Origin of the sequence: Specibacter cremeus, assembly GCF_003946885.1 — a bacterium.
Lineage (GTDB): Bacteria > Actinomycetota > Actinomycetes > Actinomycetales > Micrococcaceae > Specibacter > Specibacter cremeus.
Map to the genome: position 1 here is coordinate 35817 of NZ_RWKQ01000005.1, position 16901 is coordinate 52717.

General features: G+C 64.3%; 14 protein-coding genes. 2 read left to right on the forward strand and 12 right to left on the reverse strand.

Annotation, left to right across the window (positions count from 1 at the left end):
* Positions 1–6: 6 nt before the first annotated feature.
* Positions 7–1899 carry an ABC transporter ATP-binding protein gene (locus tag EJC77_RS02810; protein ID WP_125610059.1) on the reverse strand — a complete coding sequence of 631 codons (1893 nt, stop codon included), beginning with the start codon at positions 1897–1899 and terminating at the stop codon, positions 7–9.
* Positions 1900–1960: 61 nt separating this feature from the next.
* A complete protein-coding gene (gene fdhD, locus EJC77_RS02815; RefSeq protein WP_125610060.1) occupies positions 1961–2818 on the reverse strand; it encodes a formate dehydrogenase accessory sulfurtransferase FdhD in 858 nt (285 codons plus the stop codon).
* A 63-nt stretch (positions 2819–2881) separates the two neighbouring features.
* Between fdhD and EJC77_RS02820 the strand changes: the two genes are divergently transcribed.
* Positions 2882–5212 carry an FdhF/YdeP family oxidoreductase gene (locus EJC77_RS02820; protein ID WP_125610061.1) on the forward strand — a complete coding sequence of 777 codons (2331 nt, stop codon included), beginning with the start codon at positions 2882–2884 and terminating at the stop codon, positions 5210–5212.
* A gap of 165 nt (positions 5213–5377) precedes the next feature.
* Here EJC77_RS02820 and EJC77_RS02825 read toward each other — a convergent pair whose 3' ends face one another.
* The gene (locus EJC77_RS02825) at positions 5378–6406 is read right to left on the reverse strand and encodes an ornithine cyclodeaminase (protein WP_125610062.1); all 1029 of its coding nucleotides are present in this window, start codon (positions 6404–6406) and stop codon (positions 5378–5380) included.
* A gap of 124 nt (positions 6407–6530) precedes the next feature.
* Between EJC77_RS02825 and EJC77_RS02830 the strand changes: the two genes are divergently transcribed.
* Entirely contained in the window at positions 6531–6962 is a 432-nt protein-coding gene (locus EJC77_RS02830) for an Lrp/AsnC family transcriptional regulator (RefSeq protein ID WP_125610063.1), read from the forward strand.
* Positions 6963–7004: 42 nt separating this feature from the next.
* Here the strand turns inward: EJC77_RS02830 and EJC77_RS02835 are convergent, their stop codons facing one another.
* From EJC77_RS02835 to EJC77_RS02875, 9 genes are all read right to left on the reverse strand, one after another.
* On the reverse strand, positions 7005–7859 hold the full coding sequence (locus EJC77_RS02835; protein WP_164520294.1) for a GntR family transcriptional regulator: 855 nt from the start codon (positions 7857–7859) through the stop codon (positions 7005–7007).
* Positions 7856–8749, reverse strand: coding sequence for an acetamidase/formamidase family protein (locus EJC77_RS02840; RefSeq protein WP_164520295.1), 894 nt, complete (start codon positions 8747–8749; stop codon positions 7856–7858). Before EJC77_RS02840 ends, EJC77_RS02835 begins: the two co-directional genes overlap by 4 nt.
* Positions 8736–9998 carry a CaiB/BaiF CoA transferase family protein gene (locus EJC77_RS02845; protein ID WP_164520296.1) on the reverse strand — a complete coding sequence of 421 codons (1263 nt, stop codon included), beginning with the start codon at positions 9996–9998 and terminating at the stop codon, positions 8736–8738. Before EJC77_RS02845 ends, EJC77_RS02840 begins: the two co-directional genes overlap by 14 nt.
* A gap of 8 nt (positions 9999–10006) precedes the next feature.
* Positions 10007–11425: a dihydroorotase gene (locus tag EJC77_RS02850; RefSeq protein WP_164520297.1), complete on the reverse strand. Its 1419-nt coding sequence runs from the start codon at positions 11423–11425 to the stop codon at positions 10007–10009.
* Positions 11426–11510: 85 nt separating this feature from the next.
* A complete protein-coding gene (locus EJC77_RS02855) occupies positions 11511–12746 on the reverse strand; it encodes a methylaspartate ammonia-lyase (protein ID WP_125610068.1) in 1236 nt (411 codons plus the stop codon).
* Positions 12747–12965: 219 nt separating this feature from the next.
* The gene (locus EJC77_RS02860) at positions 12966–13862 is read right to left on the reverse strand and encodes an ABC transporter substrate-binding protein (protein WP_125610069.1); all 897 of its coding nucleotides are present in this window, start codon (positions 13860–13862) and stop codon (positions 12966–12968) included.
* Positions 13863–13929: 67 nt separating this feature from the next.
* On the reverse strand, positions 13930–14697 hold the full coding sequence (locus EJC77_RS02865) for an amino acid ABC transporter ATP-binding protein (protein WP_125610070.1): 768 nt from the start codon (positions 14695–14697) through the stop codon (positions 13930–13932).
* Positions 14694–15605, reverse strand: coding sequence for an amino acid ABC transporter permease (locus tag EJC77_RS02870; RefSeq protein ID WP_125610071.1), 912 nt, complete (start codon positions 15603–15605; stop codon positions 14694–14696). The genes EJC77_RS02865 and EJC77_RS02870 overlap by 4 nt, the downstream gene beginning before the upstream one ends.
* Positions 15606–15613: 8 nt before the next feature.
* Entirely contained in the window at positions 15614–16783 is a 1170-nt protein-coding gene (locus EJC77_RS02875) for an amidohydrolase family protein (protein WP_164520298.1), read from the reverse strand.
* Between the last annotated feature and the right edge of the window lie 118 nt (positions 16784–16901).

Genomic DNA, 16901 nt, shown 5'->3' on the forward strand with positions numbered 1-16901 from the left:
TGCGCCTCAGTTGTCCCGGGCCTCCGTGACGGCCGCCACCGCCTGGGCGAACTGGGTCCGGTGCAGTTCCGCGTAGCGCCCGCCGACGGCTATCAGGTCGTCGTGCGTGCCGCGTTCCACGATCCGCCCTCCCTCGACCACCAGGATGACGTCGGCGGAGCGGATCGTGGAGAGCCGGTGCGCGATGACGATGGCGGTGCGCCCCTCGAGCGCCTCGGTCAGCGCCGCCTGGACCGCGGCCTCGTTCGTGGAGTCCAGCGCCGCCGTCGCCTCATCCAGGATGACCACGGCCGGCTGGACGAGGAGCAGCCGGGCGATGGTGAGCCGCTGCCGCTCGCCGCCGGAGAGCCGGTAGCCGCGCTCCCCCACCACCGTGTCCAGCCCGTCCGGCAGCGCCCTGGCGAACTCCTCCAGCCGGGCGCGCTGGAGCACATCCCAGATCTGCGCATCCGTCGCGTCCGGCTTGGCCAGGCGCAGGTTGGAGCCGATCGACTCGTGGAACAGGTGCCCGTCCTGGGTGACCATGCCGATGCCGGCCCGGAGTCCGTCGAAGCTGAGGTCGCGCACGTCCACCCCGCCCACCCGCACCGCCCCGGCGTCGACGTCGTACAGCCGCGACAGCAGCTGGGCGATGGTCGACTTGCCCGCGCCGGAGGATCCCACCAGCGCAATGGTCTGGCCGGGGTCGGCCCGGAACGAGATGCCGTGCAGCACCTGCTCGCCGCCGCGCGTGTCCAGCACGGCCACGTCCTCCAGCGAGGCGAGCGACACCTTGTCCGCCGACGGGTAGGCGAACCGCACATCGTCGAACTCGACGCCCAGCGGCCCGGCCGGCAGCGGGGTGGGCTCCGGCTTCTCCTGGATCAGCGGCTTCAGGTCGAGGATCTCGAACACCCGGTCGAAGCTGACCAGCGCGCTCATGATGTCCACGCGGGCGTTGGCCAGCGCGGTCAGCGGCGCGTACAGGCGGGTCAACAGCAGGGCAAGCACGACGACGTCGCCGGCGTTGAGCGTGCCGGCGATGGCCAGGTAGCCGCCCAAGCCGTAGACGAGCGCGAGCGCCAGCGAGGAGACGAGCATCAGCGCGGTGAAGAACACGAATTGCATGACGGCCGTGCGGACGCCGATGTCGCGGACCCGGTTGGCGCGGGCGGCGAACTCGCGGGACTCGTCGCGGGGCCGGCCGAACAGCTTCACCAGGGTGGCGCCGGGGGCGGAGAAACGCTCGGTCATCTGCGTGCTCATGTCCGCGTTCAGGTTCGCGGACTCGCGGCGCATGGATGCCAGCCGGGAGCCAAAGCGCCGGGCCGGGATGAGGAAGATGGGCAGCAGCACGATGGCCAGGACCGTGACCAGCCACGACGTGTTCAGCATGACGATGAGCGTCAGGACCAGGGCAACGACGTTGGAGACGATGCCGGAGAGCGTGCCGCTGAACGCCTGCTGGGCGCCGATGACGTCACTGTTGAGCCGGCTGACCAGGGCGCCGGTGCGGGTCCGGGTGAAGAACGCGATGGGCATGCGTTGGACGTGGTCGAACACGGCCGTGCGCAGGTCCAGGATGACGCGTTCGCCCAGGTTGGCCGAGATCCACCGGATGACCAGGCTCAGCCCGGCGTCGAGCACGGCCACGGCGGCGATCAGCAGGGCCAGGTTGATGACCACCTGGGCGCCGGTCTTGGCGACGATGGCGTTCACCACCTGGCCGGCCAACACCGGCGTGGCGACGGCCAGCACGGCCGAGCACACGGACAGCACCACGAACACGGCCAGCTTGCCGGCGTACGGTTTCGCGAAGCCCAGGGTCCGCCGCGGCGTGTCCTTGGCGATGCCGCTGCTGCTCTTGTCGGAGCGCATGCTGCTCCACAGCGAGCTCCAGGCGGCGCCTTCCATGCTCATGGGGGTCCTCTTTCACGGTCGGTGGGGGCAAACGTCAATCCTACGCCCCGGCGCCGCCGTGCTACGCGCTCAGCGCCGCCTCGTCGACGGCCACCCGGCCCGGGTGCGTGTACAGGTTCAGCGTGGCGCCGCGGCTGAACCCGGCCAGCGTCAGCGACGACGCGGCCGCCAGTTCCACGGCCAGCGACGACGGTGCGCTCACGGCCGACAACACCGGGATCCCCGCCATGACGGCCTTCTGCACCAGCTCGAACGATGCCCGCCCGGACACCTGCAGGATCGTCCCGGCCAGCGGCAGTGCCCCCTCCCGCAGCGCGGCCCCCACCACCTTGTCGACGGCGTTGTGCCGGCCCACGTCCTCGCGCAGGTACAGCAGCTCCCCGTCGGCGGAGAACAGCCCGGCCGCGTGCACGCCGCCGGTCTTCTCGAACACCTTCTGCTGCTCGCGCAGCGCGTCGGGCAGCGCCGCCAGCAATGTCGCGGTGATAAGCGGCCCGTCCGACGATTCGGCGATCGGGTACCTCGACTGCTTGCGCACGGCGTCGATCGAGGCGGTGCCGCAGATCCCGCACGCGCTCGTCGTCGTCACATGGCGTTGCGCGGCCGCGCCCGGCAACACCACGTCCGGGCGCAGCTGCGCCTCGACCACGTTGAACGTCTGCCGGCCGGACTCGTCCTCGCCGGCGCAGAAACGCATCGACACCAGCTCTTCGGCCACGGAGATGATGCCCTCCGACACGAGGAACCCGGCCACCAGGTCGAAGTCGTCCCCGGGCATGCGCATCGTGACCGTGAACGGTTCGTGCCCGAGCCGGATCTCCAACGGCTCCTCCACGGCCAGCGCCTCCTCGCGCCGCACCTGCCGCCCGTCGGCCACGAAAACCTTCGTGGCCTTCACGCGTTCGATCAGCCGTCCCATGATTCCTCCAAAAAATATCCGTCTATGATCAGACTAGAGCTTCAACGGCGAAGGAGTCCCAGGATGGCGGGCAAGGCACCCGAAAGCGATATTGACGAGACCAAACTCAGGGTCGGCGGCATTGCCCGGAAGGCCGTCGGCATCCCCGGCATCCTGCACTCCATGGAGGTCTCGCTCGACCAGATGGGCGCCCTCCGTACCGCGCAGACCCTGCTCAAGGTCAACCAGAAGGACGGCTTCGACTGCCCCGGCTGCGCCTGGCCGGAAGGCAAGGACCGGCACGCGGCCGAGTTCTGCGAGAACGGGGCCAAAGCGGTGGCCGAGGAGGCGACGCGACGGCGCGTGCCGCCGTCGTTCTTCGCCCAACACTCCGTCAGCGAACTGCGCGGCCACGACGACTACTGGCTGGGCCAGCAGGGCCGGCTGACCGACCCCATGTTCCTGGCGGAGGGCTCCGACCACTACGTGCCGGTGTCGTGGGAGCGGGCGCTGGGCATCCTGGCCGACGAACTGCTCGCCCTGGACGACCCGAATGAGGGGATCTTCTACACGTCCGGGCGCACCTCCAACGAGGCCGCGTTCGTGTACCAGCTGTTGGTGCGCGGGCTGGGCACGAACAACCTGCCGGACTGCTCGAACATGTGCCACGAGTCGTCCGGGTCGGCGCTGACCGAGACCATCGGCATCGGCAAGGGCTCGGTGTCCCTGGAAGACCTGTACGAGGCGGAGCTGATCATCGTCGCCGGGCAGAATCCGGGCACCAACCACCCGCGCATGCTCAGCGCGCTGGAGAAGGCGAAGAAGAACGGCGCCGTGATCGTGGCCGTCAACCCGCTGCCGGAGGCCGGGCTGATGCGTTTCGAGAACCCGCAGACGGTGCGCGGGCTGGTCGGCGGCGGCACCGCCCTGGCCGACGACTTCCTGCAGATCCGCCTCGGCGGCGACCAGGCGCTGTTCCAGGGGCTGGGGAAGTTCCTGCTCGAGGAACACCACCGCCCGGGCACGGCGCACACGGGCCGGGTGTTCGACACCGCGTTCATCGACGCCCACACGGCCGGGCTCGCGGACTGCCTGGCACAGCTGGAGGCGGTCTCCTGGGATGAGATCGTCACCGCGACGGGCCTTTCCCTGGAGCAGATCCGCGCCACCGGCGCGCGGCTGCTCGCGTCCAAGGCGACCGTGGTGTGCTGGGCCATGGGCCTGACGCAGCACAAGCACTCGGTGTCCACGCTGCGCGACGTGGTGAACGTGCTGCTGCTGCAGGGCAACATCGGCAAGCCGGGCGCCGGCGTGTGCCCCGTGCGCGGCCACTCCAACGTGCAGGGCGACCGGACCATGGGCATCTTCGAGCGCATGCCGGCGTCCTTCCACGACGCCCTGGACGCCGAGTTCGCGTTCGCGTCCCCCCGCGCGCACGGCTATGACACGGTCGCCGCCATCTCGGCCATGCGGGACGGCAAGGCGCGCGTGTTCGTGGGCATGGGCGGCAACTTCGTGCGGGCCACCCCCGATTCGGCCGTGACGGAGGCGGCGCTGGGCCGGCTTTCGTTGACCGTGCAGATCTCCACGAAGCTGAACAAGTCGCACCTGTACACGGGCCGGCAGGCGCTGATCCTGCCCACGCTGGGGCGCACCGAGCGGGACACGCAGGCCGGCGGCGACCAGCGCGTCACGGTCGAGGACTCCATGAGCGCCGTGCACGCCTCCCGCGGCCGGCTGGCCCCCGCCTCGGACAACCTGCTCTCCGAGGTCGCCATCGTGTGCCGGCTCGCCTCGCTGCTGTTTTCCACGGACGACGACGGCACGCGCCCGGGTGCGCCGGCGGCGGATTGGTTGGCGCTGGCGGGCGACTACTCGCTCATCCGCGCGCACATCGCCCGCGTCATCCCCGGCTTCGAGGACTTCGAGGCCAAGATCGACGTCCCGGGCGGGTTCATCCTGCCGCACGGGCCCCGGGATTCGCGTTCGTTTTCCACGGATTCCGGCAAGGCGAACTTCACGGCCAACGAGCTGGAATACCCGCACATCCCCGAGGGGCGCTTGCTACTGCAGACGCTGCGCTCGCACGACCAGTACAACACGACCATCTACGGCAAGGACGACCGCTACCGGGGCATCCGCGGCGGCCGGCGCGTCGTATTCGTCAACCGGGCCGACCTTGAATCGCTGGGCATCGCCGAGGATGCGATGGTGGACCTGGTCTCCGAGTGGCACGACGGGGTGGAACGGCGTGCGCCGGGCTTCCGCGCGGTCGCCTACTCCACCCCGGCCGGCTGTGCCGCCGCCTACTACCCGGAGACGAACGTCCTGGTCCCGCTCGATTCCACCGCGGACGTCAGCGGCACGCCGACGTCCAAGTCGGTCGTCGTCCGGTTGGAGCCGGTCGGCGGTTGAGCTTGTCGAGACCCCCGGTGGTCGAGCTTGTCGAGACCGGGACCCCGGTGGTCGAGCTCGTCGGGACCCCCGGTGGTCGAGCCTGTCGAGACCGGATTTCGACAGGCTCAATCACCGAGACGGCGGTCGAGCTTGTCGAGACCAGGATGATTTCGACAGGCTCAATCACCGAGACGGGGACAGCGCGCCGATGAGACCGAACAGGTCCTTCGGGTCGTCGGGGTTCGCGACGAGGTCGATTTCCTCAAAGAAGTCCGTGCCGGCGACGGAGTCGCGGGCATAGCGGAGGGCTGAGAAGTCTTCCACGGCGAAGCCGACCGAGTCGAAGACGGTGATTTGGTCGTCGGAGGTTCGTCCCGGCGCGTTGCCGCAGAGCACCCGCCAGAACTCCGTCACGGCGAAGTCGGCCGGCATTTGCTGGATTTCCCCTTCGATGCGCGTTTGCGGATCGAATTCGACAAAGACGTCGCCGCGTTCCAGGATTTCCGCGTCCAACTCGGTCTTTCCGGGACAGTCACCGCCGATGGCGTTGATGTGCACGCCGGGCGCGATCGAGTCCGCCGTGAGAATGGTGGCCTTCGCCTTGTCGGCGGTGCAGGTGGTGATGATGTCGGCCTCCCGTACCGCGTCGGCGGCGGACGAGGCGACGGTGACGTCGAAACCGAGCGGCCGCACGTTTCGGACGAATTTCTCGATGGCGGCCGGGTCGGTGTCCCAGACGGTCAGTTTGTCGATGCCCAGGACGCCGCGGAAGGCCAGCGCCTGGAATTCGGACTGGCTGCCTGTGCCGATCAGGGCCAGGCGCCGCGCATCACGGCGCGCGAGGGTCTTGGCCACCATGGCCGACGTTGCAGCGGTCCGCAAGGCCGTCAGGATGGTCATCTCGGAAATGAACGTGGGATAGCCGTTGTGGACATCGGCGAGGACGCCGAACGCCGTCACGGTCTGGAAGCCGCGCCCCGGGTTGGAGGGGTGCCCGTTCACGTACTTGAAGCCGTAGGTTTCGTGGTCGCTGGTGGGCATCAGCTCGATCACGCCGAAGGGCGTGTGGCTGGCGACGCGGGGAGTCTTGTCAAATTCCTCCCAACGCCGGAAGTCGTCTTCAAGGTACCGGACCATCTCGGTGATGATGTTCTCCGGCCCGCGGTCCGCGGCCCAGCGGATCATGTTCCCGACGTCGACAAAGCGCGTCATGGCGCCCCCTTTCGTGTTGTTGCCTTCACAGTACGTAGTGGCGATTTAGATGTTCAATTGACGAAACCCCAACATTTCGCTTCATAGCTGCGCATAATGTCGCATCCCTCTGTACAATTTGCTCATGGCTGCTCTGGACGATCTTGACCGACGCCTCCTGTCCGCGTTACGGGAGAACGGCAGGGAATCCGTGGCGAGCCTGGCTCGAACCCTTGACGTTTCCCGGGCGACCGTGAACAGCCGGCTGGAGCGTCTTGTCGCCTCGGGGACCGTTGTTGGCTTCTCGGTGCGAGTCCGTGACGAGCTGGACCCGCAGGCCATTCGCGCCATCTCGCTCATTGAGGTGGAGGGCAGGGCAACCGACAAGGTGATCCGCCAGCTCAAGGGCCTGCCGCAGATTCGCGCCCTGCACACGACCAATGGCGCCTGGGATCTCGTGGCCGAACTGAGCACGGAAAACTTGACCGACTTCGATCACGTGCTGGGAAGAATCCGGTCCATTGAGGGCATCGTGAACAGCGAGACGAGCCTGCTGCTCAGCTCGGTGCTGCGCTGACCACCGAAGTCAAGGACCGGGTCGGCTCGACGGCTGCCACGGCTACTCCTGGTCCAGATGTGCCGGACCTACGCCATCGCGCTGCGGTTCCTCTGCATCGCCGAACCGCAGATGTTCCTGAAAGCGATACGGGACGCTGAATTCCCCCATGCGCCGGCGCAGGGAAATCGAGAACTGCAGTGCGTTCGCCCGGAAATCGATGACGCTGTACTCGATCGGGACATTGTGCTGGTTCCGTGTGGTCCTTGCGACGGTGAGAATAGGCGCGCCAACGGGTATTCCGAGCCGTTCGGCGACTTCCTTGCTCGCCCCGGCGGCCTGGATTGTTTCGTCCGCCTGGGTCGCGATCTCACTCTGGGTGCGCTCCAGGAGCGGATAGAGCGCCTCATGCTCCAGCTCTTGCTTGGTCAGCCGCGATCCTATCCTCTCCGGCAGATGGATGGTGGCGAACGCCAATGGCTGATCTCCTGCGAAGTCCAGGCGGCATACCTGAATCAGGTTCTCGTCCGGTTTCGTATCAAGCAATTGCCGAATCACCGATGAACCCTTGATGGCTTGCATTCTGGTGACCTGGCTTGTTGTGGGGCGTCCGAGCGTCGTCGCAAGCTGCGTCGTTCCCTCGAGCGTGTCGAGGGGAAACTTGAGCGGACTCGCCTCGACAAAGGTGCCCTTGCCCTGTTTGCGCACCACGAGGCCCTGTTCGACCAGTAGTCCCACTGCTTGGCGCAGCGTCACGCGGCTGACCCCGAATTGTTCCTGCAGGTCGGCCTCCGACCCAAGTGCGGCCCCGGGAGCTAGCCGTCCACTGGCAATCTCACTGTAAAGGCGCTCCGCGATCTGTCGATACAACGGGGTGGCGCTTTCAAACACGAGCAAGTTCGAGTCCGCTTCCGTCACGGCTTGACCCAGTTGTTCAGGTCGCTTATGTATTTGCTTGGTACCGTCACCTTGCCCGATACGCGCGGATTCACCAGCTGACACACACCCACATCTCCGATCAGACTGAGCGCCATTACGGCCGTTTCCCTTGACCAGCCCCAGGTCTGACGCAAAAGGGTCAACATGGCCGTTGACGCCTCGACTAAGGCACCCTCCAAGCTGTCTCCGGCACCGATCGTCATCGTCGACTGTGACGTTACCACCACGGGCACTGCCACGGGTAGCTTCGGCACCACCCGTGCCCTGAGGGTGACACGGCCGGCCACCTCGACAGCGGTCATCGATGACTCGCCGTCGGCCTGGCACGCGTGCAGGTCACCCGCGTAGACCATCCCGCCATCGACCTGCGCGCGCAGATAGATACTTGCTCCCGCGCCCAAATGCTTGTTATCCATGTTTCCCCCAAAATGCCCTACCGTGCTGCTCACCGGGGCATCCCCAGGAACGGCCATCCCAATCTTACCCAGCATCGGGGCCACAGGTATTTCGACTCCCGGGGCAAAGACGACACGGTCATTTTCGATGGGCAGGATCTTCCCGTCGACCTTGACCTCGGCACCGAACAATCCGTGGCCCGGCAGCGTCACCATGGCGCCGACTTCGGCGATGTCAATGGCGACAATGTCGATCCGGACAGTGTCGCCGGCCAGTACGCCGTCGATGGCGACGGGACCGGTAACCGGGATGACCAGGTCCTGATAGCTCGTCGGCAAGGCTGTTCGACCGGGGCCGAGAATGCTCAAGGCCTCCAAGGCAAACGTTTCGCCCTGCGCAACGCTCAATGCCGGCGGAACATCTGCGCGGAATTTCGTGTGCGCGTGCACGTCGCCAAGCTCAGCGATTTCCACGTTCATCCTCCCCGTCGTCTCCGAATGCTCCGCGCTCACGCAACCGATGCACCGCTTGATCGTCAAGGCCTGCTTCGCGAAGGAGCTGGTGCCTGTCAACGCCCAAGCCGGGCGCTGCCCGGTATTCCGGCTGGAATCCGGCGACGGTGATCGGGCTGCCGACACTCCTGACAGGGCCAAACACTGGGCTGGAATATTGGGCCAGCATGCCCAACCTGTCAAGCTCGTCCAGGTCCAATGCCTCCTCCATCGAGCGCACGGGGGCGACTGGAACTCGACCGTTCAGGGTTTCGATCCACTCGACGTTGGTCTTCATGCGGAATCGTTCACCAAGAGTGGCAAGGACTAGTTCCCTGTTCCTGTTGCGAGCCGCGAAGTCGATGAAGCGGCCATCCTGGCCCAGTTCCGGCAACCCCATGGCAACGACAAGCTCAGTGAAGAACTTCTCCTTGGCACAGGCGACGGCGAGGTGCCCGTCCGAGGTCTCAAAAAACTGAAACGGCACGATGCTCGCATGGGCGGACATGGGTTTGCGCGGCGATGCCGTTCCCTCGGTAAGGAACCAAGTCGCCTGATATGCGTACATTGAGAGTGCCGACCGGTAGAGGTCGACGTCGACGTCCCCGCCGTGCCCGGTGCTGCGAGCCTCCAACACCTTGGCCAGGAGGCCCAGCGCCCCGGTGAGGCCGCCAATGTAGTCGACCAGGGACAACCCGCTCTTGGTCGGAGGGGCGTCCGCGTCCCCAGTCACGGCCGCCCAGCCGACCTCCGCCTGGATCAGCGCGTCGTAGGCGGGCAGGCTTGCCCGGTCCCCGTCACGCCCGTAGCCGGTCAGGGCAACGCACACAATCGCCGGATTGATCCTGCCCAGATGGGCGTAGGTCAATCCCATGGTCTCGGCAAGGTCGCCACGCAGATTGCTGAACACCGCGTCTGCTGAACCGATCAGCACGTCGAGGGCCTCCCGCCCGGCTTCCGTCTTCAAGTCCAGGGCGATGCTTCGCTTGCCCCGATTGAAGGATTCGAAATACAGGCTGTTGTCATCCCGTGCGTGCGGGGGCACATGCCGGCCAACGTCTCCACGGGCCCCTGGATCCTCGATCTTGATGACGTCGGCGCCCAGATCGGCCAGATACAACGTCCCGAACGGGCCGGCACCGAACTGCTCCACCGCAATGACTCGCAGTCCGGCAAGCGGGCCGGCACTGCGTGCCGCGAAGGAGGCAACGCGTTCCTGTTCCGTAGGCATCCTCTGGTCTAGCATGCCGGACCCTCGAGCACCGGCGTCGCAATGGACCGCTTGGGCAGGCGTCCGGATGGGCTGGTCACGACCAACGTTCCGTGTTCAACAAGCACCCTTCCACGAAGCATCGTCATTTGCGGCCAACATGACACGGGGTAGCCATCCCAAGCCGAGTAGTCGGTCTCGTGCATGTCCTTGTAGGAGAGCAGGCGTTCGTCGATGGGACGCATCAGCACGATGTCGGCGTCACTTCCCACCGCGATCGCGCCCTTCTGGGGGTAGAGACCCATGATTTTGGCGGCATTGGCACTTGTCGCGTCGACAAAGTCATTGAGCGATCCGTTGCGCTTGTTCACGATCTCCGAATACATCAGGCCCATGCGCGCCTCCACCCCGGCGTGACCGCCCGTCACATCATCAATCGTCTTGCCCCGCACCTTCGTGGCCAGATCGGTGCACATTTCGTCGGTGGCGACGGTCGAGAGCACCCCGTCCTGCAGCCCTTTCCATAGCGCCAGCCTGTCCTCTTCCGGCTTGAGCGAGGGGTACGTGTGGTAGATCTGACCATTTTCCTTTTTGTACGCCTCGGCGTTGAACGAAAGGTAGTGCTGAAGTGTTTCGCCATAGATCGGGAATCCCTTGGCGCGTGATTCCGCAATGGCGGCAACGCCTTCAGCGGCACTGACATGCATCAGGTAGATCGGTGCGCCCACCCGTTCGGCAAGCCCGATGACGCGGCGGAACGACAGCGCCTCGGAGAGCGTGTTGTGCGCAAGGTGTACGTTTGGGAAATCCCAGCGGCCTTCATGGGCGAGCTTCTTGTATGAGTACATGACTATCTCGTCATCCTCGGCGTGAACGGCGAGCATGCCCCCGTGGTCCCGGGTCTGCTCCAGGATTCCCCACATATATCCCAGATCGGTTTTCTGCGGCGGACGGCTGGGTGTCGCATTGGTCATCCACACCTTGAAGCTCGTGTGGCCATCCTGGATGGCGTCGCCTATTTCAGCAATGGTCTCGAAAGGGATTTCTCCCTTGAAGGTCCCATGGAGTGCAAAGTCGGTGTAGCTGTCGCTCCAGTCGGCGGCCTTCTCTTCATACGCCTTGGCCAAGGTGATCCCCGGGCGCCAGATCGCGAAGTCGATTAGCGTGGTTGTGCCGCCATACACCGCAGCACGGCTCACCTGCTCGGCGTCGGCACAATTGATGCCTTCCTGCGCCGCAGTCGGCACCAGCCAGGATGTGTGCACATGTGGGTCGATCCCGCCGGGGACGGCGATCATGCCGCGGCCGTCGACCACGCGGGCATTGTACTCCGGCAGCTGGCCACGGGCGGCGACGACGACGATCTTCTCGCCTTCGATGCCGATGTCAAAATCGCCGACGCCTGCCGGTGTTACGACCCTGGCCCCTGTAATGACTACGTCAAGCACAATTTTCTCCTCAATAATCTGTGTGGTTCCGGGCTGCGAACGACGCCGGCCGCACGCAGCCCGGCTGGGACAATTCGGCAGCCGCCTAGCTGCCGGACCCTGTCAGCGCCAAGATTCGCGACATTTCATTGGTGACGATCATCAGTCCCTCATCGACACCCATGCCCGGCTTGTTGTAGATGAGATCAGCCCTCGCACCCATGGCGGCGTGGACAGTGACCCGGCTAGATTGGTCCGTTCCGTTGCACGTGCCGCCCAGGAAGGCCTGCACTCCGCTGCCTTGGCAGAACTGCACGGCTTCGATCGAATTTGTGATCGAGCCGAGGTCCGGCGCCTTGATCTGAATCATGTCGGCGGCCCCGGAGCGGGCGAAAATCTTTATGTCCGCCAACGTGTTGCACCAGTCGTCCGCGCAGATCTGCACATCGGAGCCGATCTCGGCCAACGTCTTGCGCACCGCGATCATGAGATCCATCGTCCTGTCGCGGCTGCCGCCGTCAACGGGGGCCTCGATGCGCAGTTGGAACGGCTTGGCGGCGCAGCCCAACGTGGAGAGGTATTCGGCCGTGCGCACCGGATCATTGTTGAATATCTCGCCCGGCATGCCGTAGACATCGAGGTGGAACACCGGCGCGTAGCCCGCGTCGCCGAAGGTTTCAACCCTGGTGCGAAGCCATTCGACGTATTCCAGGAGCCGCTCACCAGACTCTCCGATCTTGTCCACGTGGTTGAACAGGCCTTGGGTGATGGCGGGAACCCGTTTGAGAATCATCTTGTCCGCCCCGGAATGACGGTCGTCGCCGGACTGAGCAAGCACCGGAATGTGTTGCTCGCTGACGGTCGTCCCGTACTCGTCGGCCACCACCTCGGCCATAGTCCGCCGCTGTGTCATGGCAAGCGCCTGCAGGATCGCCTGGCTGGTGCCATAGCGCAGACCCGTGTGAAGCGGTCCGTCTTGGCCTTGCAGTGCCTCGAGCTCGCCGCACATTTCGCGCAACGATGTCAATTCCCTGCCTACAAGCCACGGTGCGATGTACTTTTCCACATGGGGGGCAAATGTGTCTGCGCTCAACACCGGATCCCGGCCGACGACGCCCGAATACTGGATGGCGACGGCGTCACCGAAGGCGACTTCCCCGCTCTCCAGCACCAGAATGATGGAGATGCTCTCACCCGGCTGGCGCACCTTGTACTGGCCCGGGACCTGGGGTTCCCCGAGATAGAAGAAGCCGTCCTTCTTGGCGCCTGCCTTGATCGCATGGAGGTCATCGAAGTAGTAGCCGCCCAGCCCCTTGGACGCCAAAACCCGCTTGATTCTCATATTTTGATACTCCGTTCATCCGGCAACCGCACATCGCGGTGCAGTAACCGACCGGGCGTCGATTACGAGGGTTATATATCTTAATACGTATTAAGACCATCTAAATTGCAATCCTGCTCGATAGCAGAATTCAATTTCGTATTTGGTCGCGACGCGCGGCCGTCGGCTGACCCTGGCTCCGCCCACCTTGCGGCCCGGCGTAGCGAGTAGGGTGTTCGCCTACGACTTCACGCCATTGATGACCGGGGTCATGGCACCGTCACCGAGTTTGAAACTCTCCAGGATGCTCTTGTAGCTGCCGTCGGCGACCATCTTGTTGAGCGCTTCGAGCAACGCCTGGTTGAGGACTCCATTGCCCTTCTTGATGGCGATACCGAACGGCTTCGCTGGCAGGGGTGCAAACACCGCGGCAAATTTGCCGGGGTTTGTCTGCTCGTTGTAGGCCAAGTTTTCAGCGCCCATGACAGCCAGGTCTGCGCGTCCTTGTTCAACCTGAAGCTGTGCGGCCGCGCTGCCGTCGGTCGGCAAGATGTTGATGGCAGGCTTACCTGCGCTCACGCAGGTCGATTTGCTGAGGTCCTGGACCTGGGCGAAATAGTCGGTCTTGCCACTGACGGTAAGCGTCTTGCCGCAAATGTCCGTTTCGGTTGTGTACTTGGAGGCATTCGCGGCCTGGGTGAACAACCGGCCGGCCGAGTTGTAGTAGTCGACGAAGTCCATCGTTTGCTGGCGTTCCACGGTGTCGGAGATTCCTGACATCACGATATCCACGCGTCCGGTCTGCAAGGAGTTGATGAGCTGGTCGAACGGCGACTGCACGAGCTCGACTTTGAGTCCCAGCGTCTCGCCAATCTTCTTCTGCAGGTCGATGTCCATTCCCACGACGTCGTTCGTCTTCGGGTCCAGGGACTCCAGCGGTGGAAAGTCGGGGGCCACCCCGATCCGCAGTGTGCCGCTGGACTTGAGGTCAGCCGGCAGGGCAATGGCGGCGCCAGCCGCCGGGACCTGGCCGGAGGCGGGCCCCGAGGAAGCAGGCCCGGACATGGCACATCCAGAAAGCAAAAGCAGTGCGGCCGTGCCAACGGCAGCAATCGGAGTAAAGTGAATCGATTTCATGAGCTTCCCTTACTTATATGGCTATCTGCGGATGATTTGGCGTGCAGGAATGTGGGCGGCTATCGGCTCACAGCACGCGCATGAGGAAATTTTTGGTCCGGTCATGTTGCGGGGCGATAAGCACCTGGGCGGGCGGACCGATCTCGACGATTTCGCCGTCGTAGATGAATGCCACGCGGTCGGCGACCTCCCGTGCGAAGCCGATCTCGTGCGTGACGACGATCATGGTGAGCCCGGATCTGGCCAGGTCCTTCATGACGTCGAGGACTTCACCGACCAGCTCCGGGTCCAATGCTGAAGTAGGTTCATCAAAGAGGATCAGGTCCGGTTTCATGGCCATGGCCCGGGCTATGGCCACGCGTTGCTGCTGCCCCCCGGACAACTGGCGCGGATAGGAATCCCCCTTGCCCGTCAGACCAACGCGCGCCAGCAATTCGAGCGCCTTATTCCTGGCTTCGGCCGGCTTTTCCCGCTTGACCTGGATGGGCCCTTCGATAATGTTCTCGATGACGGTCAGATGGGGAAAGAGGTTGAAACGCTGGAAAACCATTCCGATCGACCGCCGCTGAAAGGCGGCTTCCGTGTTGGAGAGCTCCTTGAGGTTCGTGCCCTCCTGCCGGTAGCCAATCACCTGGCCCCGGTACCAGATTCGTCCGCCGGTCACGGTTTCCAGATGGTTGATGCAGCGCAGGAAAGTGCTCTTGCCGGACCCGGACGCGCCGAGCAGGCAGACCACTTCGCCTGGCGAAACATCAAGGCTGATTCCTTTGAGAACCTGATGATGCCCAAAGCTCTTTTGTACGTTCTCTGCACGTACGAGGAATTCGGTCGTCACAGGCTTGCCCTCCTCTTGGCGCCGAAGAACTGTTTGATCTGTTGGATCGGGGTGAGTGGCAGCACCTTGCTGGAAGCCCCCTTGGCGAAGTGCCGTTCCACATAGAACTGACCGGCCGTCATCACTGTGACCACCGCGAGATACCAGATGGAACAGACGATGAGCAGTTCCATGATCCGACTGTTCACGAAGTAGATGTGTTGGGCCTCCGAGAGAATCTCGGTGACACCAATAGCCGACGCAAGCGAGGTGGTTTTCAACATGCCGATGAGTTCGTTGCCCAGGGGCGGTACGATCACCCGCATTGCTTGCGGCAGGATGATCCGCCTCATCAACATCATCTGCGACATACCGATCGCCTTGGCCGCTTCAATTTGGCCTTCGTCGACGGAGAGGATTCCCGCCCGCACGATTTCGGAGGCATAGGCGCCCTGATTGAGACCGAGGGCGATGGTGGCGGCGATGAAGGGGGTCAGGAAATCGATCGTTCGCGCCTCGAACACCCCGGGGATCCCAAAATAGGGGAAGATCAGTGAGATGTTGAACCACACCAGCAGCTGCACATAAACCGGAGTGCCCCGGAAGATCCACAGGTACAGCCAGGCGACACCGAAGACGACCCGGTTCGTCGACAACCGCATGACCGCTGTGACGATCCCGAGGACCACTCCGAGGAGCATCGCCACAATGGTCAATACGACGGCGGTTCCCGCGCCTCGGATAAGGACGGGCACGGTGAGGTAGTGCCGGACCGTACCCCAATCGATCTGTGCGTTGGCAAAGGAGACAGCCACCCAGACCAGGAATGCCGTCACCAGAACGCCGGCGATGATTCTGCCGAGGTTTCGCCGGGGCACGATTGTCAGTTCCTGCGTCGGGAGTGCTTCCACTTGGGAAATTTTCGACATGGCCGGGCCTAATATTCGTCGTCGTGGTGTTCGTACATTGAGGCGACCAGTGGCTGGCGTCCGTGGACCAACAACCGGCCCTTGGAGTAGACGTCCTGGATTTGCAGGTCGTCATCCAGGACCAGGAGGTCCGCGTCGAGTCCCACGGCGATGCGGCCCTTGCGCTCTTCGAGCCGCAACACCCGTGCCGGGTTCGTGGTGACCAGAGACAGGGCATCCTCAAGCTTCAAGTCAGCCTCGCGCACCAATTCGACGGTTCCCTCCCAGAGAGTGCCCAAATTCTTGATGTAAGGGCCCCGGGATCCATCCCGCTGCAGGACCGGAGTGTTCGCGTTGCCGTCCGTGCTCATGGTCAGCATCGAAAGCTCGACCCCGGCAGCGAGCAGTCTGGGCACCGCGTGCCGTGTGCCGATCGATCCGACCTGTCCGCGCAGCGGGTCCAGCAGCGGGTTGAGATCGACGACGCAACCGGCTTTGGTCAGTTGAACCGCTGCAGCGAGCGTTTCCTCAGTGTTGTTGCCGTGAGTTGCTTGGAATCGCTCGGGCGCTGCCATTGCGTGCTTGATTGTGTGGAGCAGCTGGGCGGCCGGATCCGGCAGACTGCCCAGGTGGGCGTGCATGATGCATGCTTTTCCGGTCGCACGCGACGACCATTCAAGTTCGGCCGCCAAGTCGATCAGTTCCTCATTGGAGAACCGGCTGGCCACCGCGTCGCCCAAGGCCACCTTGATGCCGATGAGCTTCTCGATCAAGTACAGGTCACGGCGGATGGACCCTGTGAGCGTCAGAAACGGTTTCCGGAAGCCTCCCAGGAATGCGTAGGTGGACAATCCGTCCTGTTCAAGGGCATAGGCCTTCGCCAGGACGGCGTCCATATTCTTGGTGAAGGTCTCGATGCCCGGCGTGGCGACCGATGTGGTGATTCCGGCGAGGGCCAATTCGCCGGCCCACAGCTCCGGGGCCCGAGACGAGTAGCCTTGCAAGCCACAGCCGCCTATTTGGTGGAGGTGGCCGTCGATCAGCCCAGGCACCAAAGTTCGACCCGAAACGTCAACGGTTGTGACGTCGGCGAGTGCGGCCGCAGCCGACAGGTCGCCAATGGCCGCAATCGTCTGCCCGGCCAGGAGCACATCTGTTGCCCCGAGCCGTTCGGGGGCAAACACCTCGGCGTTGCGCAAAAGGGTTAGTTGAGACAAGGAAAAACCTCCATGGGTTGGCTGTCATGAGGGCCGGTGAAGCCGACAGGTTTGCGGGAAGGGCATCTGACCGGGCAGAAAACTGGTCCCGGTCAAGCCG